The organism is Enterobacter cloacae complex sp. 418I7, assembly GCF_050030705.1.
Taxonomy (GTDB): Bacteria; Pseudomonadota; Gammaproteobacteria; order Enterobacterales; family Enterobacteriaceae; genus Enterobacter; species Enterobacter intestinihominis.
The window spans coordinates 61,759-85,410 of record NZ_JBLGUU010000001.1 but is presented as its reverse complement, the minus strand read 5'-3'; the positions used below and the strand labels follow the sequence as shown (position 1 = coordinate 85,410).

Below are 23,652 nucleotides of genomic sequence, written 5' to 3'. Positions count from 1 at the left end.
ACACGATGAAAAAGACACTCCCTCTGATGATGCTGGCTACAATGGCTTTCGCCCCTGCCGCGTTCAGCGCCCCGGCAGGCACCCTGAGCGTCCACGTTCTGGACCAGCAAACCGGTATGCCGCCAGCGGATGTGGCCGTCACGCTGGAAAAGCAGGAGCAGAACAAGTGGACCCCGATTGCCAGCGGTAAAACTGACCACGACGGGCGCATCAAATCGCTCTATCCGCAGGATCAGGATATGGCGCCAGGCGTCTATAAAGTGACCTTCAAAACCGCAGATTACTTCCACGGCAAAAAGCTGGACTCCTTCTTCCCGGAAGTGCCGGTGCTGTTCACCGTCACCCGCACCAATGAAAAACTGCACATCCCGCTTCTGCTCAGCCAGTACGGTTACTCAACCTACAAGGGCAGCTGATTGCCCTTGATTTTAAAGACGATTAAAAAATAATCCCGCCAATACTTGGACAAACTCACATTGTTGTGTAACTTTTAGATATGAGATCGGGAGGTGCACATCATGACAACAAAACCTGTGCTGGGTATTAGCGGATGTTTGACCGGTTCCGCCGTTCGCTTTGACGGCGGACATAAGCGTATGGGCTTTGTGATGGATGAGCTGGCGCAGTGGGTCGCTTTCCGCCCGGTATGCCCTGAAATGGCTATCGGCCTGCCCACGCCTCGTCCGGCGCTGCGCCTGGTGATGACCACTGGCGGCGAGACAGAAATGCGATTCAGCAAAGCGCCGCACGATGACGTCACGCAGAAGATGGCCGCATTTACGGCAGATTATCTGCCGAAAATCGGCGATCTGTCAGGGTTTATCGTCTGTGCAAAATCCCCTAGCTGCGGCATGGAGCGCGTGCGGCTGTACGACGAAAACGGCAACCGGGGCCGCAAGGAGGGTGTCGGGCTGTTCACCGCCGCCCTCCTTGAAACTTTCCCCTGGCTGCCCGTCGAAGAAGACGGTCGCCTGCACGATCCGGTACTGCGGGAAAACTTTGTTGAGCGCGTTTTTGCTCTCCACGAACTGAACGTAATGCGTAAAAATGGCCTGACGCGCCATGCCCTGCTGGACTTTCACAGCCGCTATAAGCTTCAGCTTCTGGCGCACCATCAGGCAGGCTACCGTGAAATTGGTCCGTTTGTGGCATCACTGCATGAGTGGGACGATCTGGACGCGTTTTTCGTGGCCTATCGCGACAAACTGATGAATATCCTTAAAAAACCCGCTTCGCGGAAGAATCACACTAACGTGCTGATGCACATTCAGGGCTATTTCCGTAACCAGCTGAACAGCCGCCAGCGCGGAGAACTGCGTGATGTGATCCTGCATTACCGGGACGGACTGCTGCCGATCCTCGCGCCGCTGACGCTGCTTAAGCATTATCTGGCTGAATACCCTGACCGGTACCTGATGACGCAAAACTACTTTGATCCCTATCCTGATGATTTGGGTCTGCGTCTGGCCGTTACCTGATAAGAAAGAAGCGAAGGCCCATTGACCCACAGAGGCCCAAAGCTGTACCCCGTTTAGACGACACCCTCACTGTCGTCTTTTTTTTGCGCTCAGCGTAAAATACTGTAATTCTGTACAGGTTAAGCATGCACAGCGGAGTACCCCGATGATCAAAAATCTGCATATTCAGAACTACCGCTCAATTCGCGATATGTCGCTTGAGCTGGAACAGCTCAACATCGTGTTCGGCCCCAACGGCACCGGAAAATCCAATATTTATAAAGCGATTTACCTGATGCACAGCGCGGCGCAGGGGCAATTCTCCCAGGCGCTGGCAAACGAGGGGGGGATTTTGAAAGTGTTCTGGGCGGGCAAAACCCGCAGCGATCAGCTGCGGCGCATGAACCTGGCGGTGGAAACGGAAACCTATGAATATGAGCTTCAGGTCGGGTTCGTGGAAAAGCTGCCCTATCCCTCACAGTTTCAGCTCGATCCGGTGATCAAAGAGGAAGCTATCTGGCTGAGCGGCCAGCACCGTCGTCCGTCGTCACAGCTGATGAAGCGTAAGAATCAGGCGGTTTTCCTGAACAACGTGCATCACGAAAAAGTGACCCACAGCGGTACGCTGTATGAGAACGAGTCGGTGTTCGGGCAGCTCGGCGAACCGCACCTCTATCCCGAAGTGTCGCAGATGCGCGAGTCCCTGCGTAACTGGCGCTTTTATCATGAGTTTTCCGTCTCATCCGGCTCGGCGATCCGTGCGCCGCAGGTGGGTTTTCGTTCCCCGGTGCTGGCCAGCGACGGCGCGAACCTGGCCGCCGCGTTTCAGACCATTGTCGAAATTGGCGACGAGCTGCTGCTGATGCGCATTCTCGACCAGGCCTTCCCCGGCTGCGTGTTTTACAGCGACAACACCGGCGGGCGCTTCCGCATGATGATGCAGCGCGAGGGGCTGAGCAGGCCGCTGGAACCGGCAGAGTTCTCCGACGGGACGCTGCGTTTTCTGTGCCTGGCGGTGGCGCTGTTAAGCCCGCGCCCTCCCGCATTCATCGCCCTCAACGAACCGGAAAACAGCCTGCATCCGCAGATGCTGCCCGCTCTGGCAAGCCTCATTGCCGAGGCCAGCCGCTACTCGCAGATCTGGCTCACCAGCCACTCGCCGGAGCTGGCGCAGTTGATTGAGAAGCACCGATCGTTTTCGCTGTATCAGCTGTCGATGATGGAGGGGGAGACGCGGATGGAGCGGCTGGGGTAATGCATTTCTTTTATGCAGTCACCACTTTCAAGGTCGCCATCAACGACGAAGATGATTTCCGTCGGTATATACCTTCGGCGAATTCTGCGCTCGCGACAGATTATCAAATTTATTGTTGCCAGTTTCTGATGCCAGGATAATCTGTAAACGTTGGTTATCAGATGAGAAAATTAAAATGGATATTGTACTTTTCCCTGGTCAGAACGCCCGCGCATGGGCTGAAACAATGATAAATCTTGAAGCCCGCAAGCTCATCAATACTGCGAATATTGTCGGAGGGCAACATCTCAGCGACGGACTCGCACGGATTAAATTTATGGATGATATTCGGCAGTTTGTGATGCAACAATTTAGTGCTACCCGGGCAGCCAGAAGTGATGAAGAGTGCATGGAATGCCTGAAAAACATCCGGGCTGAGAACGAAAGTCTTCTTGAGCAAAGCAGAATGCTTCGCTCCCGTACTGCTCAGCTTTTTGCTCAGATTGAACTGGTTAAAGAAAATAACAAAGTCGTCGGTTACGTTATCTCATCGATTAAGGTTGTGCTTTCAGGGTTACAGATTGTTGCAGGTGTTGGTGCAATGATGACAATGAATCCAGTGGGTGCGCTTGCAGGAGCGATTCTGGTTATGGATGGTGCAAATGCCATTTCAAAAGAAATTAACAGAACGCTTCAACATCAACCAAACTCCGAAGGTATGCTGGCAGATGGCGTCATGGATATCGCTCAGTTTATGGGATTTAAACGTGAATCAGCACTTGGGGTATTCAATAGCGTAAGCCTGGCAGCAAGCGTCTATACGGTATTTGGCGCCATCCGGAAACCCGAATCATGGCGTCTGTTTCGTTATCTCCCGCTGGATTTCTACCGCAAAGTCGACGGAATGAATCGCGCAGCGCTCACTATGAAAATTGTCGGCTGGGGTGTCTCTGCAAAAGTCTCGTTTGATTTAATTTCTAATGCGTCTGGCCAGAACTAATGTATTTCTTTCTGAAGCGCCAGGCTTTGTAAGCAATGATTGGGGGTTGAAAAAACCAGGCAATAATCAATACGATGAAAAGAGAAATACCGCCGGAAACAATATTGTAATGTTCAGCGAAAAAAAGAAGCGCCAGGAAAATCAGAGCCACAGCCGCAGTAATACACAGTACCATGATGAAACGCTTGCCCAACTCAAGCACCACCTCGAGCAGGGATGAACCATAACGGCTAATGTTTCGGTTCAGATACGCTAATTCCTTTACGGTGAAACCTGATTCAAGTAACTGCGTTTCAATATTGTTCATGCCACTACCTTTTCTTCTGGAAAGTAACGTGGATTATCTTAACCGGAAGAGAAGTGCTTGTAACCCGTCTGATGCATACCCATTACCGCCCGCTTTAAAGGCAAAGAAGTCGCCCACGTCTTTTTATTCCATCTCGCCAGCATTATTTTTCGCTGCAAACGGCTTAACGCGAAACGTCTTACGCCACTCCGCCGGACTGACGCCAAAGCGCGCCTTAAACTGCTGCCGATACGTCACCGCTGATAAAAACCCCACCTGCTCAGCGACGCTTTCGATTGGCAGACTGCCGGACTCCAGCAGGATCTGGCTGCGCCGCAGTCGCTCGGCGGTAAGCCAGTCGGCAACGCTCATGCCCGTCGCCTTGATAAAATGGCGGGTCAGCGTGCGTCGGCTCATCGACACCACGTCCGCCAGCGAATCCAGGTTATGCGGCTCGGAAATGTGCTGCTGAAGGTAGTCTATGAGACAGTTAATCCGCCCGTCGCGGGTATCTTTCGGCACAGGCTGCGCAATAAACTGCGCCTGCCCGCCCTCGCGGTGCGGCGGAACGATCATCCGGCGGGCAATCTGATTGGCGACGACGCTGCCAAAGCGCTGGCGGATGATATACAAACAGCAGTCGAGCGCGGCGGCGGTACCTGCCGAGGTGATCACATTGCCGTCGTCCACGTAGAGCGCGTTGATGTCCAGTCGAACGTCCGGAAACAGCGTCTGAAACTGGTGTTCAAACTCCCAGTGGGTGGCGGCCCGTTTGCCGCTGAGTATGCCGGCATAGCCCAGCACAAACGATCCCAGACACAGCCCAACAATTTCCGCCCCGTTGTCTCTGGCCTTAACCAGGCTGTCGAGCAGCGTCTGAGGCGGGCGCTCCAGTACGTGCTGCCAGTAGGGTACAACCACAATTTCAGCCGATGCGATCGCGGAAAAATCCTGCGTCGCATGCAGGGCAAAACCGTCTTTCGAGGTCAGGAATCCCGGTTTTTCAGCGCAGATCGTGACGTTAAAGCGCTTTTCCCCGGATACCGTATCGCCAAACAGAATGCAGGGGACGGAGTAGTGGAACGGGCTAAACCCGTCCACCGCGACAATAGCAACGTTAACAAGCGGCATCTGTCTCTCCTTTCCCCTTTAACACTCAGAATATAACGGTTTCGCCGTCCTGAGGAATGCTCACCGCGTCACTTATCTCGTTGGCGTCAACATACTCGCGCAGCGCGCGGCGGGTCAGCAGGCAGTGGTTGATAGCTTCCATATGGGTCGCCACGATTTTCGCCTGCGGCAGCAGGAAATGCACGTTAAGCAGATCTTCTTCTCCCATGATAATTGGCCCAAACCCGATGACGTGGGCGTAACCAGCGTTGAGCACGACAACGTCCGGTTGATGCTTTTGTAGATCGGCCGCAACCGCGTCGCGCCAGATGGTATCCCCTGCGATATAAAGCGTCTTCTCATCGGGATGACGGAAGACCACGCCGCAGGCTTCACCCAGACGCTCTGCCAGCTCCGGCACGGCGTAAGCGCGGTCAGTGCCGTGCTGGCCGCCATAAGTTTTCGCAATCCGGATATCGCCGAACGTCGTTTCGTCGGTCATGACCGTCAGGTTGTGAAAGCCCTGTCCGCGCAGCAGCGCGGCATCGCTATCATTTTGCACGTAGATCGGCTTGTGTTTGGCGATCAGCTCAACGGCATACTGATCCCAGTGATCGTCATGGGTATGGGTGACGATCACCGCATCGGTGTCCAGCAGCGTTTGAACGTCAACGGGAAGCTCGACCATCGGGTTGCGAATATCGGCCCGCGCGGTGCCGGGAAAACCCGGATAAACGCCTTTTGGCGCCAGCATTGGGTCGATTAAAAAGCGTTTTCCCGCGTAAGTGATCAGCTGGGTGGCATTGCGAATTTGCGTAATGTTCATGGGCTATCCTCCGGTTGGTATGAGAAGGAGAATAGCCCCAGGGTGCCGTTAAGAATGTGGGCTAAAGGGCGATGATCGATGAAATCGGGTCAATCGATAAACCGCTTGCGTACCCTTTCCAGCGGCGCAATCAGCAGATTGATAAGCGGTTTACGATCGATAACGATATCGGCGTTCACCGTCATCCCGCCCATCAGCATGCGCTTTTTCTTGTCCGGGTCGGTAAACCAGGAGGGGACGCGCACTTTAGCCAGGTAGTAGTTCTGCCCTTCCTGGAGCGGGATCAGCGCCGAATGGGCATCAATGTTTACCTCATAGAAATCGGACAGCGTCGCCTCCACGGAACCGTATTTGTCCACGGGCCAGGAGTCGAAGCGCAGCTTAACCTTATCGCCTTTCGCCACGCGCCCCACCCCCGTTGCCGGAACATACAGGTACCCCTCCATCGTCGCCGCGGTATTTTTACGGATCACCACCACCACCTCGCTGTTTTGCGTAATGGCCCGGCCTGGCGGGAAGTTAATCGCCACCACGTAGCCATCTGAAGGGGCCAGCATCGCCATGGTGGAACTCCCCCGGCTGGACAGGTTGCGATCGATTTCGCTGATGCGGTTTTTCACGTACAGCTGCTCTTCGCTCAGCGAGTCAATTTGCGACTGGGTGCTGTCGGTCAGGCTGGTTTTGCGCGCCTCAAGCTCAAGAATAGTGCTCTCCTCCAGCGTCAGGTTGAGCTGGGCGTTGAGCACATCGTTATGGCTTTTATCGAGATCCACTTTGGAGACATAGCCCTTCCCGGAGACGGATTTCCACGCCTCGTAGGTGTCGGTGCTGTTTTTTAACAGCGCGCGCAGCTTCTTCACCTTATCGCGGGAAACGGCGATCTGCTTGTCAGTGAGAGCCAGCTGCTGCGCCAGATTTTTGCGATACGATGCAATCGAGTCCTCAATGGCCTGGATGCGCTGCTCGCTGCGCTTTTTCTCCGCTTCCATCTGCTGGCGGTCAAACTGCACCACCGAGCCCTGCTTGCCGCCATAGTCCTGCGACACGGTGAACAGCGGATCGTTTTCCTTCACGTACTGGCCGGGCCGGACGGCAAAATCAACAAGGGTTCCGGACTCTCTGGCGCGCACCTCCACATCGCCCTGCGCCGGGATCAGCACCCCGCGTGCCAGCGTGGTTTCCGAAAAGTTGAAAGCAATCGCAAAGACCAGCAGGCAGAGAAAAAAGGCGATGAACAGCGTCAGCACGGTTTTCAGCCGCGGCGCGTTGATTTAATAGCTTTTTGAGAAGTGGTGCGGGATTAGCGCCCGACGCTGTCGGCTTCGGTTTTTTAATTTCACGATATGTCATCCATGATAAATCACTGAAAGATCGTCCCATCCACTCCAGAGCGTGGGGGTTTTGCGCAGCGCGTTCAGCGTGTCGGCGGCGGCCAGACGGTAATCCTCTGGCGCATACGCCTGGCTCTCCAGCCCAAACTCTGCCGCGTGCAGCGAACAGACCGGCAGCAGCGTTCGGACGCTGTAGCCATAACGGGATAAAAACCGCGTGGAGACGTCCGTTAACCACGCCTTGCGATCGCCTGCCTGAATTGGGAACAGCGGCGCATCCGGCAGGCGTTCATCCATCAGCAGCACCGTCACCAGGCGCTGAGGGGCGAAAAACGAGCCGGCGCGCCGTCCGTCGTGTGCGGCCATCAGCTTGTGCAGCGCAGGGTGACGGGTAATAAACTGAAAGCGCACATCATCTGGCGCGGTGGCGAGCAGCGCATCCATAATCAGGCCAAAGCCCGCCCAGCGCATGCCCAGAAGCAGGGTGCGAGGCGAACTGTAAAACCCCTGATCCTGCGTCCACTGCGCCATGTACGCATGCAGATCGAAGCGAACGTTGCGCGCCCACAGCGCGGGCGGGAAAATCTGTTCCACGAAGTTAAACCCGCTCAGCTCATGGGCGTTCTGATGCAGAAAATCAGCCGGCACATCGGCCTCCGGGCAGGGCATAAACTGGCTGTAGTTTTGCGCAATCCGGTTTGCCATTAAGGTGCGTCCGGCCTGGCGCGCGCAGAGTCGGGCATAGAGACGCGGCAGAAACATCATGGCGCACTCTCCCGCAGGGTGCCGTTTTCCATGGTATAGAGACGCCCCTGACAGCCCACCACGTCCGGCGAGTGGGTAACAAATACCAGGCCAATCCCCAGGCTACGCAGGTTCGCCAGCACCTTTTGCGCGGTGGTCTTATCCAGGTTCGCCGTCACTTCGTCGCAGAGCAGTAGCTTAGGCTGGCTGTACAGGGCGCGCGCCAGGACCAGACGCTGCATCTCCCCGGCCGAGAAAAAGGTGTTCCCCGGCAGCATCTCCGTTTCGTAACCGTGCGGCAGACGGGCGACGACGTGGTCCACTTCCGCCAGCCGACACGCGGCGATGACCTGCTCTTTATCCGGCGCGCTGTCAAAGCAGGCGATGTTGTCCAGAATCGAGCCGGTGAAGAGAATATCGTCTGCATGGACAATGCGGATGTGCTGGCGTAGCGAGGAAAGATCGCACTCTTCAATGGGGATCTTATTGATCCGCAGCGTGCCAGACGATGACAGCAGCATGCCGGAGATCAGACGCAGCAGCGTGGTTTTTCCCGACCCGCTCTGGCCCACAATCACCGCCTCTTCGCCCTGCTTCAGGGTCATGTTGATATGCTGTAGCGTGGCCTCCCGGCCCGGATAGGCAAATGAGACATCCTCAAATTGCAGACAGACCGGCGAGGTGACAATCCGCTTCCCAAACTGGCTGGTTTCAGAGGGGGCAAACAGCAGGTCGCCCACGCGATCCAGCGGCCCCTTAAGGGCATTTTTGTCCAGCAGCTTCTGCGCCACCTGCACCATGGCATCGGAAAAATAGCGCTTATAGCTGATATAGGCGTACAGCATCCCGATGCTCATCTGCCCTTCCAGGATCAGCCACGCGCCAAAGCAGACCACCAGCAGCTGCTCGGCATTGATCACCAGCAGCGAAGCCACGTCAAAGCGGGCCAGCAGCCGCTCTTTACGCATCAGCCCGGCGATGTGTTCGCGCTGGGATTTGTCCATCACCGCATCCCGGGCCTGCTCCATATTGTTCGCCTTGAGCGTAATGATCCCTTTCTGTGTCTCTACCAGCAGAGATTCATACTGGGCGGTACGCTCGATGGAGTCATCCACCGCGCGTTGATAGGGGCCGATCAGCGAAAAGCGGATCAGGAAAAACACGCCCATCAGCAGCATCGTCAGCAGCGCAATTTTGACGTTATACAGCAGCATAAACAGCAGGCTGGTAACGGCGATCAGGCTGGAAAAGAGAATTTGCACGTAACCATTGCTGATGAACTCCGCGCAGGCGTGGAGCGATTTTTCAATAGCCAGCACGATGCCCGGCGGGCGCGAGCGGAACCAGCTGGTCTGGGTGCGCAGCATGTAGTGGCGCACGGACTGGCTTAAATCGTCATAGGCAATGTTACGCATCAGGATCTCAAGCAGCTGCTTGAGGAATTTACCGATGACTTCAAAGATAAAGACGATAGCGAAGATCGCGGTGAGCAGGATCACCAGATCGCTGTCGCTGCGGGAAATGGCCTCATCCATAATCAGCTGCACGTAGGTGGGGCTCGCCAGCATGGTGATGAGAGTAAAAATACAGAGCACAAACAGCAGCAGCTGGCGCTGGAACAGGCTCGGAGATTTATTGGCTAACCGGCCAAGCGTGAGCTTTTCATCCGGGGATTTCTTTTCGAAACACGGCGTGGGCTTAAGCTCAAGCACATACCCGGAAAACAGTTTTTCCGCCTCTTTCAGGCGGTAACGACGCACGCCGCTGGCCGGGTCGTGAACGGTCACGCTGCGGCTGTCGATCTTCACGATGACCACGAAATGGTTGCCGCGCCAGAAGGCGATGAGCGGCAGCTCAGACGTTTCTATTTCAGTGATTTCGCCTTTAAGCACCCGGCCAGACATATTTTTATCGCTGGCAAGGGTCAACAATTCCGCCATTGAGGTTCCCGCATCGGCGGAAACGGAAATCTCCCGGCGCAGCTGGCTGACGGAGACATGGTGGTCATAGTGCCCCAACACCATCGCCAGGCAGGCCAGTCCACATTCGGTAAATTCATGCTGGCGAATAACAGGGGTCTTACCCTGTTTTTTATACTGAAAGAGCGAAAACATAATGATCCGTGGCTGAAATAAAAAAATGGCCCGGCAATGCGGGCCATGCGTACAACGTGCTTCTCGCTTAAGCGCTGAAGAAACCGCCGATGAAGCCGCCCACCAGGCCGAATACGCCGCCGATGGTGCCGCCCAGCGCGCCTAACATCTGGCTGCCCGCGTTATAGCCCGCGCTTGCGCCCTGAATAGCGGCAGCAAACGGATCCCAACCACCGATGATGGCCTGTGCTTTTTTGAAATCGATAACTTGCATGATACTTTTCCTGTAAACGTGAATTAGTTGTAGCTACCAACCAGCGCGCCCAGGAAGCCCATTGCGCCACCCAGAACTCCGCCAACCACACCGCCAACCATGCCCATGATGCTAGCGCCAGTGTCGTAACCCAGCTGTGCACCTTTAACCAGACCAGCGAACGGGTTTAACGCGCCGCCAATAATGTCTTTCGCTTCTACGAATGAAATCGCTTTCATTTTTATCTCCTGTAGTGATGGATCTTTAGCATGATGCTAAAGGCTAATTTCCTTTTATGAAGGAAAGCGGTTGCTACGGGCAGGTGGTCAGCGGAATGATTTTATTGCCATAAATAATCATTCGCCTTGCAGCCTGCCCGGCATTATCTATTTCCAGCCGTTGCCCCGGAGGAATATATTTTGAATTATTGTATTGCGTACTGCACCCGACCGAGGAAACATATTTAAAATAGGTATTCCCGGTATTACTCACCACCCCGTTGCTAAACGCATAATCAAAATGTCGTGTCCATGGACGGACAATCAAAATAGCCTCAAGCGAGACCACCACATCCGACTGGATGCGCTGGCCTTTACGCGTGATGACCTTTGCCTGGAGCGGCGTCTCGGTGAATTTTACGCGATAGTATCGCTCTTTGTTGTCATGCGGGCCGGTATAGTAAAATTTAAAACCCGCGCGCTCACCGCTCCCCAGCGTTAATTGCTTAGGCGAATACATGACTTCGCCGTCTTTTATTTCGGTTTCTTTTCCCTTCTCTTTAGGAACGTCTACCTGAATAAGCGAAACGGTATAATTCTGACGTTCGCTGGTATCGTTTTTTATCGGCTGAAAAACAACTTCTCTTTCGGGAAGAAAATCAATATTCAGACTTTCGATAATTAAAGCATTTGCCCCTGTGGAAATGAAGCAATTTATTGCAAAAATAGCCAGGAATTTTCCAGTCATGGTTGATTAATTCCAGGATGCGCTAACATCTATTCTTCCCTGCGCGGTCACTTCGCCAAACCAGCTATTTCCGTCATAGGTGGTCTTCGATACCGGATTATCCATAACGAACTGGAGGATCAGCGGTGTTTTCCAGAGCCACATATCGGTCACGCCGGAACTCATTTTGTCCCACTCTTCCGCATGGGTGGCTGGCGCCGGGATCGACAGTACCTCGCCTTTACAGTTATGCGCCATGCGCGTCTGGCTTTTCCCCACCAGCACGTTGCCCGGAATGGGAACCGTAAAGCCGTTGCCGCTGAAGGCGCAGTAGTCCACCCCATTCAGGCTTTGAGTAGGCCCGGTGACTTTTACCGTGACCGCAATCGCCGCATCTTTTTGCGCCCCGCTGTAGGTGATGGTGTAGGGGATCTCAATGGGCGTTTCGCCGATGGCGCCTTTCCCTGAGCCGCCCAGACCGTCAGGATCGAGGGCATAATCCGGGTTGTCGGGCGTAATCTCCAGCCCCGGCTGAATAGGGTTAATCACCAGGCCGCCCCCCGGCTGGAAGCAGAAATCCGCCGCCAGCGAGCTGTTGCCGGGCGTCAGGCACAGGCTGACGATATTGCCAATGCTGCTGCCGTCCCCCGCCTGCGCCACGCTCAGAATTAACGCTTTCGGCAAAAATATTTTAAGGTACGCTTTGCCGCCGTTTTTCTGCGGCGCCGCGAGGAAGGTGTTTGCCAGGACACGCGTATCACTCAGGATACCGCCGGAGATACTGTACCAGGTGTTTTCATCGAAGGTCAGCTCGGCGGCAAGCCCGGTGCCGCCGTTCATGTGCGATTGCAGCACGCTGTTGACGCGGGAAGAGGTGAGCGCCAGCCCCCCGTTGTAACCGGAGATATCTTCCCCAACAAACGTGTATTCAAGCAGGTCGCACAGCACGCCAGAGACCGTGTTGCGGGTGTATTTGGTGCAGGTTGCCCCCGTTGATCCATCGACAATCGTCACCTCGCCGCTGATCGGGTCAATCCCCAGGTTGAGCGCCCTGGCGTTGGTCATGGTCAGCGTGCCCACCTTGTGAAGCGTATTGGTGGTGGTCACTTTGTTGATGGAGCTGATTTGCGGCGTGGAGGTGATGGTCACTTCATCCCCTGGCGCGGCGTTGAGCAGATAGTTAAAGAACGGATCGCCCAGGACCCAGCGCCCGTATGACGTGCCGGGCTCCATCACCGGCGGCTTGACCACCATCGACGTATCGGTATAGCGGGTCGTCGGGGTGTACCCCGTGTTGCCGCAGGACGAGGAACACGCCGTCCCTTTAAAGAACGGAGAGGCGCTGGAACCGGTCACCGAAAAGTCGATGGTCAGCGCGCTGCCTGCCGGACCGCTGTAGCTGTTGTCCGGGATGTAAGTGGCGATACCGTTATTCGTTTTCGCGCTCAGCGTCGGCCACTCACGCGAACCGTGTAAAAACGCGGTCGAGGTGCTGTTCAGACTAAACAGCCCCGCGCTGTTTCCCGTACCGTTATTGTCCGGATTATTAATGGCGAAATAGGGCAGCTCCTGCGCATGGGCCACCGCGCTCATCAGCAGCAAATTAAGAGCGAATATCTTTTTCATCGTCACGTTCCTGCGTTCCTTTTGCTTCCTGCCAGACGAAATCGCCTTTGTCGCAGGAGATGTCCCCGAGCCACAGCGCACCGCGGTTAGACTCAATGTCCAGGCGCACTTCGCAGACGCTGTCGTCCGGCGTGGCGATACTCAGGACAGGGTTGTTCTTATCAACGTCGATCACGAAGCGTCCGTCGTTCTCCGTCCGGGTCAGCCCAACGTGGTTTTTGATCTGCGTGGCGCCAATCGGATTGCCGTTTGCATCCACAAGGCGGCCAAACAGGGTGACGATTTTCTTCACCTGCGGCTTCATCACCACGGTATTGCCCGGATAAACCGTGATATGGCGACGCGCATTCGCGCCAATCTCATAGCTTTCCGTACCGGTTTCACTGTTCATCACTTCCAGGTCATAAGCCTGGTATGCCGGCAGCGACAGCCAGGTTTTATCCCCTTTAATGCGTTCTGCCCGGCCGTTAAGCTTCAGGGTCAGCGCTTCATCAGATTTGAGACCGGTACTGACAATCACCCCTGCGCTTTCGGTGCCTTTCCCGGCGGCGATGGCCTCTTTGGACCAGCCCACGCTGCCGTCACTGGTCAGCGTGGAGTTCCAGCCTTTACTCATGCCGCTCTGGACGCTGAGGATGTTGCTGTTCCACGGCGTGTCGAAGTTCACGCTGCCGCCGCCGCTTACGCTGCGATCCTGGCGGCTGTTAAAGGCTTTCGAGACGTTGGCGGTGGCCGATTTCAGGTAATCGCCTTCAAACTGGCGGCTGGCGCTGACGTTCAGCGCCGTGCCGGTATCGCGATTGTGGGAAACGCCAACCGACACGGTATTGCCGAGCGGTATGGCGAAATCGAGCATCACGTAGCGATCTTTCTCTTCGTAATACCCGTCGTATTTGTTGCGCGACATCCCCACCCGCAGGCGCGCCGTACCGTAGCGACCGGCGTATAACCCCTGGGAGTAGTCCAGCTGATAGCGTTTATAGCGATAGAGGTCGTCCTCCTGACGCATCAGGCTCAGGTTGCCCGCTGAGGGCAGGCCGAACGACGGCAGGCTAAAGGAGGCGCCCCAGGTGTTGCCCTTGCTCTCATAGATATCGAGGAACTTGCCGCTGGAGAGCTGTTCATGGGAGTACCAGACCGAACCGATCTGCCACGGCAGGCTGAGATTCGCGCCGTAGTTGGCGCGGTACGTTCCGTCGGAGGCGGCCATGGTCTGGGTATTCACCGAGAAATAGCCCGTCAGGTTCAGGGAGGCCCACAGCTCGCTGACGATGTGTTCCCGCATCATGTAGGTGGAGGCGTTCCAGTCGACCATCCCGCTGCGCTTGCTGAACGAGGCCCCCACCAGCGACATGGTGTCTTTATGTTTGGTGTCGTAATCGTAGTAGTAAGTGTTGTCCTGCTCGTTTTTGCGTTTCGCGTATTTTTTATAATTGACGACGGATTTATCGCGGCTATACATCCCACCCCACATCTGCCAGCGCAGCGTTTCCGACACGTTACTGGAGAACGGTTTATTCACGGTGTACATGCTGCGCGATACGGTGCGGCTTCCGCTCACCACTTCGACTTCGACGCTGTAGATCCCGTAGGGCAGGCTGCTGGTGTCAATTTCGTGATTACCCACATCAAAGCGCTGAATACCAATAAGCTGCCCGTCCCGACGAATACGGGCCTCGCCCGCCGTGGGGAAATAGACCACCACAGGCGTCAGAGAGAGCGTGTTATCGCGCTTACGGGAGTTGGCCTGGTTGCCCATGGAAACGCCGTAGACTTCACCGCCGGAAATCCCGCTGACGCTCGCCAGAGACTGCATCGCCCAGCCGTTCAGCATGCCCGCGGCGTAGCGCATCCCCTGATAGTCGCGCTCCCACATAACCGCGTTCATCTGGGTATCGCTGCTGCTCTCGTTGACGTAGCCAGAGCCGTCGATCAGCACATGATCAACGCCCATTGAGATCCAGTTTCTTGCGTTCAGATAGCCCGACGACCAGCTGTCACCGTAGCCGCTCTCGGTGTGATACGCCCCGAGGTTGTAGGAGAACGTGCCGCTCAGGTCGTCAGACTCCGGCGCATCAATGTCCACCTCACGCGGGCGAATATTCACCCCGTAGTCGCTCTGCGACAGATTCAGCAACAGGCGCATTTTTTTCTGATCCAGCTCGAACGCGGACCCCGTACTTACCGGAATGCGCATCTGGTCATCAAACTGCTTGTCGTTAATGCTCTGCAATAACGTTCTCATCTCTTTTGACAGACGAATGCCATTATCAGACTCCTGGACCTGAACGTCCCTCAGCCCCAGCTTCAGATCTTTTGCAAAGAGCGTCACGTCACCGATACGAACATATTCGCTCGCCGTGCCTTCGTGGTTCCCTTGTTGTGCTGAGTGTGGACGCGTATTCACCAGATAGACGGGAATTTTGATCCCCTGCTCCAGCAGTGCATAAAGCGAGTCGGGAAAACGGTAATTAGCGATAACCACGGAGCTTGAGGCTGCATGCGCAAGCGCGGGCAGCGTGCCGGATGCGCAAGCCATCATCATCGGCAACACTAATTTATTTTTCACCATGCATCCTTACTTAACAGGTATGAACTGTTTCAGGTCCCATATTCCGAGATGAAAATGGTTATCCGTAACGTTGATATCCTCGATAGCGCGCGAGGTATCCGGCATCAGGTAGAAGTTTTTGGTACACGGCGTAGTCGGTGATTCCGGATTCGGCTTCAGGCAGGTTCCGGTCGCATTGACGCGAAAAGCGGTGTTGCCCTTATTCGTTATTTTTCCCGCCACATAGACGAAGTCGATCTTCTTATCACGGGGCTGAACCACCAGAATGGTGCTCACCACCGCGCGCGTCATCCCGGTACCGTTTTTTGGTGAACCGCTGTCCACCTCTTCGCTCACCCCTTCATCCGTGAAGGTAATGCGGTAGTAACGCTCTTTATTGTCGGCATTACCGTGATAGTAAAATTTGACAATATTGCTGGTACCGGCGGGCATTACCATGCGCGTGGGCGTCAGCAACAGCTCGTCCACTTTCTCCGGGTTAATCACAACACCTTCATCCATCGGGCTGCTGATCCGCTGTGCGCGAACAGAAACAATACGCACGCTGTCTGCTTCGTTTTTTATTTCCTTGGCGGTGGAGTCAGCGTCCGCTGGAATAATGGTGGTGACTTTTCCCACATTAATGGCCAGCGCGGAGGAAGAAATAAACAATAAAAATAAGAAGGCGGATTTGAGGTTAAACATGCTATTTCCCTAAACAGGGGCTTGCGCCCCTGGATCGATCAGGCCTTAGCCCCAGGTTGCGCGGAACGCAACAGAAACGGTCCCTTCCCACAGGCTGTTGGTCAGGTCTTTGAACTCTTTCGCAGTACCCGCGTTGTCCTGAGCGGAGTCAACGTAGAAGACGAATTTGTCCTGGCCGGTGATTTCGGTATCAGCCACAGCGCCAGCGCTGGTGGTCAGGTTCCACAGGCCAGAAGACACGCCGGTGTTAGAAGAAGAATCAACCAGCGTGGTCCATGCGGTAGATTTCGCCCCCACGGTGCCACCGATAGAGCCCAGGTCGCTACCGCCCCAACGCGCACCCACTTTCAGCTTGGTCGCTTCACCGCCCACGCTGAACAGCGTGTTGTTTGAATCGTCGAGGATAGCTTCGAGTTTGAAGCTGGTCGCCGTAGAGTGATCGCCACGGATAGCCACATCAAACAGACCGGTATCGGTGTTGAAAGATTTGGTATTGGCGCTGTAAACGAAGTTCAAAGCACGCGTTGGCGTAACAACCAGGTCGGATTCGCTGTCTTTGGTCGCGGTTGCCTGCCAGGTGGCAGAAGCCGTCGTTTCTGCTGCATTAACTGCGCTCAGGGCAGAAACAGACAACAGGGAGCCCAGAACGATAGCGTTCAGTTTGTTCATTTATTTAGTCCTTCAAAAAAGAATCCACGTGTATAAAAAGGGGAGCCCCTTTTTCGAGGCGGAGTATAGACAGCCGCAAAATAACGAGGCAATACAGAAAAATTCACTCGCCGGAGAATAACAATAAAAATATAAATAAATTTCTCGTATCTTATTGTTACGTATTGAGTAAACCACTCAATTTCCCGAGCAATAGATAAATATCGATTTTTCAATAAAGAGAAATATCAGGACGTCGGAACAGCCACACACATCATTACAGGCAAAACCAGCCCCTTAATTAACCAGGCGTGCGGTTTAACGCGGGTAATATAGAAGAAGTTGATATTATCAAGTAACATTTCGTTTACAACGCCATCCGGTGCCGCATCATCTTCAGATTTATTCAGCTTTTTATCCTTAATATAAAAGATATTGCTTCCGTCGACTTTTTCCACGCTGAGCGTGTAATTTCTGTCAATCAGGTAGCTTTTGCCCTCTTTCTTGAGTACGCCTTTATGAATAACCGTCACAACATCTTTGTTGTTAAACAGGAAAAGCGTGGTTAGCGACATATCGGTTAACTCACCCGTGGAATAGGTTTTCCAGGAAATGGTATCTGACTGACAGCCAAACCCCTCATCCTGCGTTCTGTTAAAATAGATCCACAACAACGCGATGGCAGACAGCGCCAGTACGATACTGAACAGTACACTCATTTTAGTCCTTGACATATTTTAACTCCCGGTCAGGCTTCTGTAAGAAATGCAGTTCTTATAATCGTCGATACTGTCCTGCTGATAACAGATGGCCAGGAAATAATTTTCTATCTGCGACTTTTTAAACCTGGAATAGTAAGCATCTGCAACCTGGTGTTGACAGTCGATATGTTGACTGGCAATGACCTCTTTTACGTGATTAAAGTAGTGCTGTCGCGGCTGATACATATTCTTATCGATCAGGTATACCGTACACCGGTCTACTTTACCGAGCAGATGCATATCAGAATCTTTCAGGCTCTCGGCATAGGAATCCCTTTGGTGCAACAGTAAAACAGCGGTGCCGATAACGGTAATCAGTAATAACGTGCAAAGAGAAATAAAGAGTCTGTGCAGCGATATTAATTGTTTAGGCGGATCGGCATCTTTCTTATGCGCTAGCGTATCGAATGCTTCAGAGGCAGATTGCTCACTAAGCGTTGAAACGACCGGCGGCCTGACCGTGTGATGTTCAATATGCGCGGCAAGGCTAAATCCCTTGCCACGTATCGTTTTTATCAGTAAAGGATCGCATCCTAATGTACGAAATGCTTTTCTGATTTCACTTATGGCAACATTCAGACTCACCGAAGAACCAGAGAAACCATGATCCTCCCAGACCTTCTTTATCAGGTCGTCTCTGTCGAGAGTTTTACCATTATTGATGATAAGTTCATAAAGCAGACGACCCGCCTGGTTAGATAACTTAATGGATGACTCTTCCTCTCCATTAATCATGATCATACCGGTGTCGACTTCATAAAGCATTGTAAGATCAATGAGATACTTCATATTATTATTACGCCATTGTTAAAATTATGTGCATTTGCCAGGCAATAATAAGTCTAAAGTTTGTGTGGTCAAGTCGCGTGATATTAATTGAGAGATGAATTCATAAAGCTTCATTAATTAACAATTATTAAATCATTAATAAAAATATTCGAACTAACGCATTTAGGTTAAAACATTAAAAAAAACTAACTCGCAAGATTATAATCTTAAACTTTAGAAGTTGTTGGAATAATGTTTTGTTATGTACTTTTTTAGTGCAACATAATATCGTCAAAGCATTCTCCCGAGTCGCCATGCGTCTAGCCGGTACATCAGGGACATGTGTAGCCGATTAACATTCATTTTAAATAACACAAATCTTCATGGAGTTTATCATGTTCAAATCGATCATGACCGTATCACTGCTGGCCGCCGCTATTGCTTCTACCAGCGCAGTGGCCGCAGACAATTCAGCGGGTGGTATCATTAACTTTACCGGCGCTATTACCGATACAACCTGTACCATTAACGGCGGTAAAAGCGCGGACTTTACCGTTGCGCTTTCCCCTATTTCGGTAAAAGATGCAGGCACCACGGTTGGCCTGATCACTAAGAATAAAAAATCTATTGCGCTGACGTTCTCAGGTTGTTCACCAGCAGCCGGAACAACCGGTACCCCGCTGAAAGTGTATTTCTCCAGCGCGGATAATATTTCCACTGACGGTAAATACCTGCTGAATAACAGCGTGAACGAAAGCGATGCCAGTGTGGCACGTAATGTCGGTTTTGCGTTAGTGGAGCCAGGTTCGTCTACCCCAATTACCCTGAACCAGCCTTACACTACGGATATTATGGGTACAGCGACCGCGCCAGATTCCGAGACGCTGACGCTGGATGTTTATTACTATAAAACGAACGCCGCTGCCGCCACCGTGGGCGAGTTAAGCTCCAACGTAACGTATACCATTTCCTACCTGTAATAATGATTATACAGGCTCTGTTTTCGCAGAGCCTGTATTTAAGGTTGCAATCATGCGCAAGGCAATTTTGCTGGCAGGCTTACTGCTAAGCACCGGTCACTCATGGGCCAATATTGTCATTAATGGCACCCGTGTCCTTTATCCTGAAAATAACAAAGAGGTGATCGTCCAGTTAATGAATACGGGCGATGCGCCCGCTCTGGTGCAATCCTGGATAGATGACGGTGATATTAATTCCACGCCGGAAACAGCCAATGTGCCGTTTCTGCTGTCGCCGCCGGTGATAAAAGTTAACGAACATAATGGCCAACAGCTTCGTATTAAAAAGCTGCCGTCCAGCTTGCCTGCGGATCGCGAATCCGTCTTTTTCCTGAATGTCCTCGACATTCCGCCCAGACCTGAAAATCTGCAAAATCAGAATACCGTTCAGCTGGCGATTAAATCCCGTATCAAACTTTTTTACCGGCCCGCTGCGCTGAAAGGCACGCTGGATGACGCGGTGGCGAAACTGACGCTCGCCGCCGAAGGCGATCGCTTTCGCATTACAAATAACAGTCCGTTCCATATTACGGTCGCCAATATTTCGCTGGGTAAAACGAAATTGCTCCAGGAGTCCCCGATGGTTTCCCCGTTTGGGCAGCTGACGGTCGCCGCAAAAAATACGGTTAAGCGCGGACAGACCTTCCAGCTGATGTATGTGGACGATCTTGGCGCGTATAAAACCCGGACTTTCACCAGTCAGTGATCGGAAAGACTCACCATGAAAATGAAACAAAACAGACTCTGTCTGCTGGCAGTCTGCACGCTTCTGCTTTCGCATAAATCAGGGGCCGTCTCGTTTGATCCCTCCCTGCTTGCTGGCGCATCCGGTGAGTCCGATCTGTCTCGCTTTTCCGAAAACAACGCCATGCCTGCCGGCAGTCAGGAGATGGATATCTACGTAAACGGCAGCTGGAAGGGACGTTATACCGTCATCTACGGCGAGCAGCGTGACGACATCCGCCTTGCCTGGAAAGATGCCCGGTCGCTTGGCATCAACACCACGTCCGTGCCTGCGCCCGCCATTGCGCACGGGCAGGTGCAGCTGCGCGATCTGGTTCAGGGCGGTGAAGTCAAAACCGATACCAGCACCCTGAGTCTGGCGCTTACCGTTCCGCAGGCGGCTGTGCTGCGTACTGAAGAAGGTTACATTGCCCCCCAGTTTTGGGACGAGGGGATCCCGGCGCTGATGCTCTCGTGGAACACGACCTGGTATAACACCCACGCAAAAGGCGCTGCGAAAGACACAAATGATGATTTTTATGCCGGGCTGGATTCCGGCGCCAACCTGTTCGGCTGGCAGTTTCGCGACAGCAGCGCCTGGCGGAAAACGGCCAGCGGAGAGAGTAGCTGGCAGAATAATACCCGCTACCTGCGCCGTCCCCTGGCCTCGCTGAAATCCAACCTGACGCTGGGTGACTTTTATATTCCTGGCGATCTGTTTGATTCCCTGCGCGTGCGCGGCGTGTCGCTGGCGTCGGACATGAAGATGCGCCCAAATTCACAGCAGGGTTTTTCACCGGTGGTTCACGGCGTGGCACGGACGAACGCCCTGGTGAAAGTTATCCAGAATGGCAACGTGATCTATCAGGAGAACGTACCGCCGGGCCAGTTTACCCTCGACAGCATTCAGCCTACCGGCTCCGCGGGCGATTTGCTGGTGGTGGTGCGTGAAGCGGACGGTTCACAGCAGTCCTTCACGGTGCCGTTTTCCGCCGTGCCCGGGATGCTAAAAGAAGGGGTGAGTCAGTACAGCGTGGTGGCGGGTAAAGTGCACCAGAACACGCTCGATGCCGAACCCGCATTCATGCAGGCCACGCTGCGCTACGGGTTTAATAACCTCATCACCGGGTATACCGGGACGATTATTAGCGATAACTACCAGGCCGGGCTTGTCGGTACCGGGTGGAACCTTCCGTTTGGCGCGGTCTCGTTTGATGTCACCCACGCCAAAACCACCCTACAGGATCGCACCAGCAGCGGTCAGAGTTATCGCGTGTCGTACAGCAAATTTATCGATACCACCGCCACCAACTTCACCCTGGCGGCCTATCGCTATTCCACTAAAGGCTATTACAGCTTCAGCGACGCGCTCTATTCGCGCGAAGGGTATCAGCGCCTGAGAGCGCAGTACGACGACTATGAAGATCGGTTTGGCGTTGCGCCCGACATGTCGCTAAGCACCTGGGATGCCCTGCGCGCGGCGCAGCCCAAGAATACCTTTACGCTTAACCTTAATCAGCGCCTGCTCAATAACTGGGGCACGGTATTTGTCTCCGGCACACAGCGCGATTACTGGAACTCACAGCAAACCACGCGCGAATACCAGATGGGCTATTCCAACGCCATCGGCCGCGCCAGCTATACCCTGTCGGCCAGCCGGGTACGGAACAGGGACAGTGAAGAAGAGACGCGCCTTTACCTCTACCTCAGCCTGCCGTTCTCGCTGTTTGATAATAATGCCTGGATCACCTCCAGCCTGACGGCCAGCGATTCGCATTACGAGCAGAGCAATATCAGCATGAGCGGGAACGCGCTGGCGTCGAACCGCCTGAGCTACACCCTCTCCGGCAGTAATGCGCGGGGGGGTAAAAATGCGGCAAGCGTTAACGCCGCGTACCGTTCGAACTTCGCGACACTCGGTGGCTCTTACAGCGAATCCTCCGACTACCGCCAGACCGGGCTCAGCGGACGGGGAAGCCTGGTGGCCTACCCGTGGCACGTTCTCGCCTCAAACGAAACCGGCACAACCATGACTATCGTCGATGCGCCAAAAGCGGAGGGACTGATGGTGAACGGCGATGAAAGCATTATGACGAACCGCGATGGCGTGGCGCTGGTGCCTTACGCCACCCCGTATCGCAAAAACGCCATTACGTTATCGCAAACGGAAAACAGCGCTGGCGCGGAGGTGATCGGCAACATGGCTAACGTGGCCCCTTACGACGGGGCGGTGAGCTATATCCGCTTCGAAACCGACAAACGCCAGTCATGGGTACTTCATGCGACGCGTGCCGACGGCAAACCGCTGCCTTTTGGCACTGAAGTGCTTGATGAACACGGTGAATCTGTCGGGTATGTCGGCCAGGCCAGCGTACTGTATATCCGCGCTGAACAGCCGCCACGCGCGCTCAACGTGCATCTCCGCGGCGGGAAGTGCGAAATCTCCGCCCCAGCCTGGGGGCTGAACAGCCCCTCATCGGTTTGCCATTAATTACGGATTATCAAAATGTTACGATCATTCATATTCCTGCTCCTCTCCAGTATTAGTGGGATGAGCTATGCCACCTGCTCCGGCAGCAGCATCGTTTATGGCACACCGATTACCATTGATTTATCGGATAAGCTGAGCCCGGCCACGCCCACATGGACCGGCAGCTTCAGCACCCAGTACAGCGGCTCATTCAACTGTACGACGGGTAACAGTGAATTTTCTTACACGCCGATCCTCTCGACCGACAGCAAATACGCGACCATCCTCGGATTCAGCAATAACAAGTATATGGTGCGGGCGGAGATCACCAATCCCCCGGCCAATAAAACCCTGACTGCCAGCGGTAGCCATACGGCGTCTGAGCTGAACACACCGTTTACGGTTCGCTTCACCCTCGTTAACCAGAGCGGCACTACCCTGACGGGGGATACGGCGAACATGAGCGACGTTCTGTTCGTCAGCGACATGAGTGGGCTATCCTTCTGGGAAATCATCACCTGGCCAATCAATCAGGTCATCAAGATAGCGCAGTGGTTATTCAGCGGGTTCAAGTGGCCTTACGACAACCGCGATATGTTTGGTCAGCCGATGATCATCAAATACGCGCCAAAACTGACTACCTGTTCCTTTGATAATGCGGGGCTGACCGTAGCGCTGCCGACGCTCGGCATTCCCCAGCTCAGTGCATCCTCACAGCCGGGGCTGACGCCTTTTTCACTGAACATGAGCTGTCAGAACGTCGGGGTTAACGGCAATTCCGATCGGGCAATTGAGATGTTTCTGTCCAGCACGCAGCTGCTCTCAACCGACAGCTCGGTGCTGATCGACAGCGGCAGTAGCGCGGCGCAGGGCGTGGGGCTACGCCTGATAAAACGTGACGCCCCGCAAACGCCGGTGACCTTCTCTACCTCAACCACCAGCCGTGGCAACGCCACGATGATTTTCAGCGTGGCGGCTGGCGCGGCGCTGGACGAACATTTCACCCTTCCGATGGCGGCGTACTATTACGTGTGGGCGCCCGCCCAGGTGAGCCAGGGTAAGATCAATACATCGGCTACGCTGAATATTATCTATCCCTGAT

At 54.0% G+C, this 23,652-nt stretch carries 23 protein-coding genes; 8 read left to right on the top strand and 15 right to left on the bottom strand.

Annotated features, from left to right (window positions below):
* Window positions 1-5 precede the first annotated feature (5 nt).
* From uraH to ACQG0S_RS00405, 4 genes are all read left to right on the top strand, one after another.
* Complete coding sequence (uraH, locus tag ACQG0S_RS00420; RefSeq protein WP_023298998.1) at window positions 6-416, top strand: hydroxyisourate hydrolase; 411 nt, start codon at window positions 6-8, stop codon at window positions 414-416.
* A gap of 102 nt (window positions 417-518) precedes the next feature.
* A complete protein-coding gene (locus tag ACQG0S_RS00415) occupies window positions 519-1,478 on the top strand; it encodes a YbgA family protein (RefSeq protein ID WP_032626626.1) in 960 nt (319 codons plus the stop codon).
* 145 nt (window positions 1,479-1,623) lie between these two features.
* Window positions 1,624-2,712, top strand: coding sequence for an AAA family ATPase (locus tag ACQG0S_RS00410; RefSeq protein ID WP_023305168.1), 1,089 nt, complete (start codon window positions 1,624-1,626; stop codon window positions 2,710-2,712).
* A gap of 175 nt (window positions 2,713-2,887) precedes the next feature.
* Window positions 2,888-3,691 (top strand): DUF4225 domain-containing protein, encoded by an 804-nt coding sequence (locus ACQG0S_RS00405; RefSeq protein WP_022646593.1) that lies wholly within the window; start codon window positions 2,888-2,890, stop codon window positions 3,689-3,691.
* On the opposite strand, the gene ACQG0S_RS00400 is transcribed toward ACQG0S_RS00405, so the two are convergent.
* From ACQG0S_RS00400 to ACQG0S_RS00330, 15 genes are all read right to left on the bottom strand, one after another.
* Window positions 3,669-3,998, bottom strand: coding sequence for a hypothetical protein (locus ACQG0S_RS00400; RefSeq protein ID WP_045621012.1), 330 nt, complete (start codon window positions 3,996-3,998; stop codon window positions 3,669-3,671). The two genes, ACQG0S_RS00405 and ACQG0S_RS00400, sit on opposite strands and share 23 nt — an antisense overlap.
* 123 nt (window positions 3,999-4,121) lie before the next feature.
* Window positions 4,122-5,108 carry a GlxA family transcriptional regulator gene (locus tag ACQG0S_RS00395; protein WP_045621011.1) on the bottom strand — a complete coding sequence of 329 codons (987 nt, stop codon included), beginning with the start codon at window positions 5,106-5,108 and terminating at the stop codon, window positions 4,122-4,124.
* 25 nt (window positions 5,109-5,133) lie between these two features.
* A complete protein-coding gene (locus ACQG0S_RS00390) occupies window positions 5,134-5,913 on the bottom strand; it encodes an MBL fold metallo-hydrolase (protein ID WP_048966530.1) in 780 nt (259 codons plus the stop codon).
* A gap of 89 nt (window positions 5,914-6,002) precedes the next feature.
* Window positions 6,003-7,160: an HlyD family secretion protein gene (locus ACQG0S_RS00385; protein WP_426749907.1), complete on the bottom strand. Its 1,158-nt coding sequence runs from the start codon at window positions 7,158-7,160 to the stop codon at window positions 6,003-6,005.
* Window positions 7,161-7,259: 99 nt separating this feature from the next.
* Window positions 7,260-8,009, bottom strand: a complete 750-nt coding sequence (locus ACQG0S_RS00380; RefSeq protein WP_048966529.1) for a hypothetical protein — start codon at window positions 8,007-8,009, stop codon at window positions 7,260-7,262.
* Entirely contained in the window at window positions 8,006-10,102 is a 2,097-nt protein-coding gene (locus tag ACQG0S_RS00375) for a peptidase domain-containing ABC transporter (protein ID WP_048966528.1), read from the bottom strand. The genes ACQG0S_RS00380 and ACQG0S_RS00375 overlap by 4 nt, the downstream gene beginning before the upstream one ends.
* 67 nt (window positions 10,103-10,169) lie before the next feature.
* On the bottom strand, window positions 10,170-10,355 hold the full coding sequence (locus tag ACQG0S_RS00370) for a hypothetical protein (RefSeq protein WP_001196016.1): 186 nt from the start codon (window positions 10,353-10,355) through the stop codon (window positions 10,170-10,172).
* A 23-nt stretch (window positions 10,356-10,378) separates the two neighbouring features.
* Complete coding sequence (locus ACQG0S_RS00365) at window positions 10,379-10,573, bottom strand: hypothetical protein (RefSeq protein WP_022646586.1); 195 nt, start codon at window positions 10,571-10,573, stop codon at window positions 10,379-10,381.
* Window positions 10,574-10,646: 73 nt separating this feature from the next.
* The gene (locus tag ACQG0S_RS00360; protein WP_006812468.1) at window positions 10,647-11,300 is read right to left on the bottom strand and encodes a hypothetical protein; all 654 of its coding nucleotides are present in this window, start codon (window positions 11,298-11,300) and stop codon (window positions 10,647-10,649) included.
* 6 nt (window positions 11,301-11,306) lie between these two features.
* Window positions 11,307-12,905 carry a hypothetical protein gene (locus ACQG0S_RS00355; protein ID WP_023305163.1) on the bottom strand — a complete coding sequence of 533 codons (1,599 nt, stop codon included), beginning with the start codon at window positions 12,903-12,905 and terminating at the stop codon, window positions 11,307-11,309.
* Window positions 12,883-15,477 carry a CS1-pili formation C-terminal domain-containing protein gene (locus tag ACQG0S_RS00350; protein ID WP_169440853.1) on the bottom strand — a complete coding sequence of 865 codons (2,595 nt, stop codon included), beginning with the start codon at window positions 15,475-15,477 and terminating at the stop codon, window positions 12,883-12,885. The genes ACQG0S_RS00355 and ACQG0S_RS00350 overlap by 23 nt, the downstream gene beginning before the upstream one ends.
* A gap of 6 nt (window positions 15,478-15,483) precedes the next feature.
* The gene (locus ACQG0S_RS00345; RefSeq protein ID WP_169440851.1) at window positions 15,484-16,161 is read right to left on the bottom strand and encodes a fimbria/pilus periplasmic chaperone; all 678 of its coding nucleotides are present in this window, start codon (window positions 16,159-16,161) and stop codon (window positions 15,484-15,486) included.
* Window positions 16,162-16,206: 45 nt separating this feature from the next.
* Window positions 16,207-16,830, bottom strand: a complete 624-nt coding sequence (locus ACQG0S_RS00340) for a common pilus major fimbrillin subunit EcpA (RefSeq protein ID WP_169440849.1) — start codon at window positions 16,828-16,830, stop codon at window positions 16,207-16,209.
* A 227-nt stretch (window positions 16,831-17,057) separates the two neighbouring features.
* Window positions 17,058-17,528 carry a hypothetical protein gene (locus ACQG0S_RS00335; RefSeq protein ID WP_217073603.1) on the bottom strand — a complete coding sequence of 157 codons (471 nt, stop codon included), beginning with the start codon at window positions 17,526-17,528 and terminating at the stop codon, window positions 17,058-17,060.
* 18 nt (window positions 17,529-17,546) lie between these two features.
* Window positions 17,547-18,359 (bottom strand): winged helix-turn-helix domain-containing protein, encoded by an 813-nt coding sequence (locus tag ACQG0S_RS00330; protein WP_022646580.1) that lies wholly within the window; start codon window positions 18,357-18,359, stop codon window positions 17,547-17,549.
* Between the two features lie 374 nt (window positions 18,360-18,733).
* Between ACQG0S_RS00330 and ACQG0S_RS00325 the strand changes: the two genes are divergently transcribed.
* Genes ACQG0S_RS00325 through ACQG0S_RS00310 form a run of 4 tightly spaced genes read left to right on the top strand, consistent with a single transcriptional unit; the run spans window position 18,734 to window position 23,651 of the window.
* Window positions 18,734-19,318, top strand: coding sequence for a fimbrial protein (locus tag ACQG0S_RS00325; protein WP_022646579.1), 585 nt, complete (start codon window positions 18,734-18,736; stop codon window positions 19,316-19,318).
* A gap of 52 nt (window positions 19,319-19,370) precedes the next feature.
* Entirely contained in the window at window positions 19,371-20,063 is a 693-nt protein-coding gene (locus ACQG0S_RS00320) for a fimbrial biogenesis chaperone (protein WP_001223973.1), read from the top strand.
* 15 nt (window positions 20,064-20,078) lie between these two features.
* Window positions 20,079-22,571: a fimbria/pilus outer membrane usher protein gene (locus ACQG0S_RS00315; RefSeq protein WP_217073553.1), complete on the top strand. Its 2,493-nt coding sequence runs from the start codon at window positions 20,079-20,081 to the stop codon at window positions 22,569-22,571.
* A gap of 15 nt (window positions 22,572-22,586) precedes the next feature.
* On the top strand, window positions 22,587-23,651 hold the full coding sequence (locus ACQG0S_RS00310; RefSeq protein ID WP_045308241.1) for a fimbrial protein: 1,065 nt from the start codon (window positions 22,587-22,589) through the stop codon (window positions 23,649-23,651).
* Window position 23,652 lies beyond the last annotated feature (1 nt).

What these genes read in the sequence shown, in the direction of transcription:
- ACQG0S_RS00320 (WP_001223973.1), top strand. Translation starts at nt 19,371, where the DNA reads ATGCGCAAGGCAATTTTGCTGGCAGGCTTACTGCTAAGCACCGGTCAC.
- ACQG0S_RS00405 (WP_022646593.1), top strand. Translation starts at nt 2,888, where the DNA reads ATGGATATTGTACTTTTCCCTGGTCAGAACGCCCGCGCATGGGCTGAA.
- ACQG0S_RS00325 (WP_022646579.1), top strand. Translation starts at nt 18,734, where the DNA reads ATGTTCAAATCGATCATGACCGTATCACTGCTGGCCGCCGCTATTGCT.
- ACQG0S_RS00410 (WP_023305168.1), top strand. Translation starts at nt 1,624, where the DNA reads ATGATCAAAAATCTGCATATTCAGAACTACCGCTCAATTCGCGATATG.
- ACQG0S_RS00345 (WP_169440851.1), bottom strand. Translation starts at nt 16,161, where the DNA reads ATGTTTAACCTCAAATCCGCCTTCTTATTTTTATTGTTTATTTCTTCC.
- uraH (WP_023298998.1), top strand. Translation starts at nt 6, where the DNA reads ATGAAAAAGACACTCCCTCTGATGATGCTGGCTACAATGGCTTTCGCC.
- ACQG0S_RS00350 (WP_169440853.1), bottom strand. Translation starts at nt 15,477, where the DNA reads ATGGTGAAAAATAAATTAGTGTTGCCGATGATGATGGCTTGCGCATCC.
- ACQG0S_RS00315 (WP_217073553.1), top strand. Translation starts at nt 20,079, where the DNA reads ATGAAAATGAAACAAAACAGACTCTGTCTGCTGGCAGTCTGCACGCTT.
- ACQG0S_RS00365 (WP_022646586.1), bottom strand. Translation starts at nt 10,573, where the DNA reads ATGAAAGCGATTTCATTCGTAGAAGCGAAAGACATTATTGGCGGCGCG.
- ACQG0S_RS00360 (WP_006812468.1), bottom strand. Translation starts at nt 11,300, where the DNA reads ATGACTGGAAAATTCCTGGCTATTTTTGCAATAAATTGCTTCATTTCC.
- ACQG0S_RS00310 (WP_045308241.1), top strand. Translation starts at nt 22,587, where the DNA reads ATGTTACGATCATTCATATTCCTGCTCCTCTCCAGTATTAGTGGGATG.
- ACQG0S_RS00400 (WP_045621012.1), bottom strand. Translation starts at nt 3,998, where the DNA reads ATGAACAATATTGAAACGCAGTTACTTGAATCAGGTTTCACCGTAAAG.
- ACQG0S_RS00335 (WP_217073603.1), bottom strand. Translation starts at nt 17,528, where the DNA reads ATGAGTGTACTGTTCAGTATCGTACTGGCGCTGTCTGCCATCGCGTTG.
- ACQG0S_RS00340 (WP_169440849.1), bottom strand. Translation starts at nt 16,830, where the DNA reads ATGAACAAACTGAACGCTATCGTTCTGGGCTCCCTGTTGTCTGTTTCT.
- ACQG0S_RS00375 (WP_048966528.1), bottom strand. Translation starts at nt 10,102, where the DNA reads ATGTTTTCGCTCTTTCAGTATAAAAAACAGGGTAAGACCCCTGTTATT.
- ACQG0S_RS00390 (WP_048966530.1), bottom strand. Translation starts at nt 5,913, where the DNA reads ATGAACATTACGCAAATTCGCAATGCCACCCAGCTGATCACTTACGCG.
- ACQG0S_RS00380 (WP_048966529.1), bottom strand. Translation starts at nt 8,009, where the DNA reads ATGATGTTTCTGCCGCGTCTCTATGCCCGACTCTGCGCGCGCCAGGCC.
- ACQG0S_RS00330 (WP_022646580.1), bottom strand. Translation starts at nt 18,359, where the DNA reads ATGAAGTATCTCATTGATCTTACAATGCTTTATGAAGTCGACACCGGT.
- ACQG0S_RS00395 (WP_045621011.1), bottom strand. Translation starts at nt 5,108, where the DNA reads ATGCCGCTTGTTAACGTTGCTATTGTCGCGGTGGACGGGTTTAGCCCG.
- ACQG0S_RS00415 (WP_032626626.1), top strand. Translation starts at nt 519, where the DNA reads ATGACAACAAAACCTGTGCTGGGTATTAGCGGATGTTTGACCGGTTCC.
- ACQG0S_RS00355 (WP_023305163.1), bottom strand. Translation starts at nt 12,905, where the DNA reads ATGAAAAAGATATTCGCTCTTAATTTGCTGCTGATGAGCGCGGTGGCC.
- ACQG0S_RS00370 (WP_001196016.1), bottom strand. Translation starts at nt 10,355, where the DNA reads ATGCAAGTTATCGATTTCAAAAAAGCACAGGCCATCATCGGTGGTTGG.